At 74.4% G+C, this 2,448-nt stretch carries 4 protein-coding genes and 1 pseudogene; 1 reads left to right on the forward strand and 4 read right to left on the reverse strand.

What is annotated here, in order from left to right:
* Positions 1-371, reverse strand: a 371-nt coding sequence (locus tag AC2W7G_RS13695; protein ID WP_485868924.1) for a TetR/AcrR family transcriptional regulator, incomplete at its 3' end; no start/stop codon positions are given.
* An 83-nt stretch (positions 372-454) separates the two neighbouring features.
* Here AC2W7G_RS13695 and AC2W7G_RS13700 point away from each other — a divergent pair.
* Positions 455-880: an organic hydroperoxide resistance protein gene (locus tag AC2W7G_RS13700; RefSeq protein WP_485868925.1), complete on the forward strand. Its 426-nt coding sequence runs from the start codon at positions 455-457 to the stop codon at positions 878-880.
* A gap of 242 nt (positions 881-1,122) precedes the next feature.
* Here AC2W7G_RS13700 and AC2W7G_RS13705 read toward each other — a convergent pair.
* From AC2W7G_RS13705 to AC2W7G_RS13715, 3 genes and pseudogenes are all read right to left on the reverse strand, one after another.
* A pseudogene (locus AC2W7G_RS13705) lies at positions 1,123-1,413 on the reverse strand (helix-turn-helix domain-containing protein); the annotation flags it as partial.
* Between the two features lie 4 nt (positions 1,414-1,417).
* Positions 1,418-1,714 (reverse strand): helix-turn-helix domain-containing protein, encoded by a 297-nt coding sequence (locus AC2W7G_RS13710; RefSeq protein ID WP_485868926.1) that lies wholly within the window; start codon positions 1,712-1,714, stop codon positions 1,418-1,420.
* A gap of 16 nt (positions 1,715-1,730) precedes the next feature.
* Positions 1,731-2,448 (reverse strand): DUF2461 domain-containing protein (locus AC2W7G_RS13715; RefSeq protein WP_485868927.1); only part of this gene is annotated, 718 nt, incomplete at its 5' end.

Below are 2,448 nucleotides of genomic sequence, written 5' to 3' on the forward strand. Positions count from 1 at the left end.
GTGCGCGTCCACGACGACGCGCGCCGGGTGGGTGGGATCGGCGTGCTCGGCCGCCGCGTTGATGAAGGGCAGCCGCGGAAGCCGGGGGAGCAGGTGGCCTCGCCCAGGAAGCGGGCGTACCAGCGCAGGACGCCCGCCGGGGAGTCGCTCGCGACGCGCCGCTCGACCTCGGCCCGCTCGGCCGCGGCCAGCCGCTCCAGGTAGGCCACCACCAGGTCGTCCTTGCTGCGGAAGTGGCGGTAGAAGGTGACCTTCGAGACCTCGGCGTCGGCGATCAGCCGGTCGGCGCTGACCGCGCGGATGCCCTCGGCGTAGAAGCGGTGCATCGCGGCGCCCAGGATGCGCTCGCGGGCGGGTGCGGCGGTGGTCATGGCGCCTCCGGGGTTGTGCGGACGTCCGGGCCGTGGTTGAGTCGAGGTAGACGTACTAGTAACCCTACACCTCGGAGGTCCTCATGCCCGACGTCGTCTACACCGCCTCGTCCACCGCGACCGGCGACGGCCGCAACGGTCACGTCCGCAGCAGCGACGGGATGATCGAGCACGACCTCGCCGTGCCGAAGGAGATGGGCGGCCCCGGCGGCGCGACCAACCCCGAGCAGCTGTTCGCCTCGGGCTACGCGGCGTGCTTCCTCTCCGCGCTCAAGGCGTCGGCCAAGCAGCACGGCGTCCCGATCAACGACGCCGCGGTCACGGCCGACGTGGGCATCGGCCCGAACGGCGAGGGCGGCTTCGGCCTCACCGTGACGCTGCACGTCGAGCTCGGCGGCGTCTCGCAGGAGGACGCGGAGAAGGCCGTCGCGGTGGCGCACCAGGTGTGCCCCTACTCCAACGCGACCCGCGGCAACATCGACGTCGTCCTGGACGTCGAGGTCGCCTGACCCGCGGCTACGTCCGGGTCGGCGGCGCGACCGGGTTCGGGTACGGCAGCACGCCGGTCCCGGCGACGAGGCGGGCCAGCTCGGTGAGCGGCCCGGTGGCGAGGGCCATGCGGGCCCTCGCCTCGTCGTCGAGGCCGGCGTTCGCGACCCGGTCGGTCGCCTCCTCCAGCCGTCGCGGGCTGAGCGGCGGTGTCGTTGAGCGTGCCCCACTCGTCGGCCCAGCCGCGCAGCCGCAGCTGGTCCAGGCCGTGCGCCCAGGCGTCGTCCGTCCCAGCCCGCAGCTGCTGCAGCGTCGACGGCGCGCGCCCGGTCAGCACCGCCAGGACGTTCGCGGTGACGCCGTCGATGCCCGCGGCCAGCAGCACGCCGAGGTGGCAGTCGCCGTGGTACTCGCGCAGCACGGTGACCGCGTGCCACAGCCGGCCCAGGTCGTCCTCCGGGGCGGCGCGAGCGAGAGGTGGGCCGCGGCCAGCGGGCGTCCGGACAGGTCGAGGCCGCTCAGCATGCCCTGCAGCAGGCCGGCGACCGGACACGTCCTCACCGGCCAGGGCGCGCAGGCGCGTCGCGGGCGACGTCGAGCCGGGTGGCGAGCACCTGCTCGGGCGTCGTGTGCGTCCAGGCGTCGGGCAGCGCGCGGCGCACCCGCGACGGGGCGAAGCCGTAGAAGGTGGCCGTCACGAGCTCGGGGGAGGCCGCGCCCATCGCCGCCGAGCGGGACGCGAAGTAGCTCATCCAGAAGCCCTTGAGGCCCAGCTCCTTGTAGCGGACGAGCGCGTCGCGGTCGAAGTAGACCGGGGCGTGCAGGGTCTCGGCGGCGGTCCAGAACGGCGTCATGGGGCCAGTCTGCCGCTCAGCCGCGCGAGTACCGCAGCACCCACTCCAGCAGCGGGGCGCCGGCCCGCCAGTCGGCGCGGACCCGGTCGACGAGCTCGGCGGTGTGGATGAACGGCGCGAACCCGTACTCCTTGCTCATGCTCAGGCTCTTGTGCCGCAGCAGGTCGATGCGCGGGTGGTCGGCGCTCCAGCCGCGCGGCGACGTCTTGACCCGCTCGCCGTGCCGCTCCCAGCCGTCGGCCTCCAGCGCCGCGATGACGTCCAGCAGCTCCTGGCCGCGCCGCTCCTCGGCCATCGCGTCCCGGATGCTGGCCAGCCGGGCGGGCGACGCGTCGTAGAAGCCGACGCCGACGCGCACGCCGGGCGCCCCGACCTGCACGTAGTAGCCGGTCGACGGGCCGTTCGCGACGAACGCGCCCTGGTGCGTCTTGTACGGCGTCTTGTCCTTGCTGAAGCGCAGGTCGCGGTAGGGGCGGTAGACCCGCGCCGGGCCGAACTCCGGCTCCAGCTGCGCGACGAGCGCCCGCATCGGCGCGGCGACCGCCGTGTCGTACACCTGCTTGTGGGCGTCCCAGAACGTCTTGGAGTTGTCCATCTCGAGGCGTCGTAGAAGTCGAGCGCGGCCTCGGGGAACCCGGTGAACTCCATGCCCCGAGCCTACGGAGGCGGCGCCGGGACGCCTCCGCGGGCACCCCGCGGGGGCGGGACGCGCGCCCGCACCCGGTCCGCCGGAC

The organism is Aeromicrobium sp. PFPM2_SD2 (assembly GCF_057364525.1).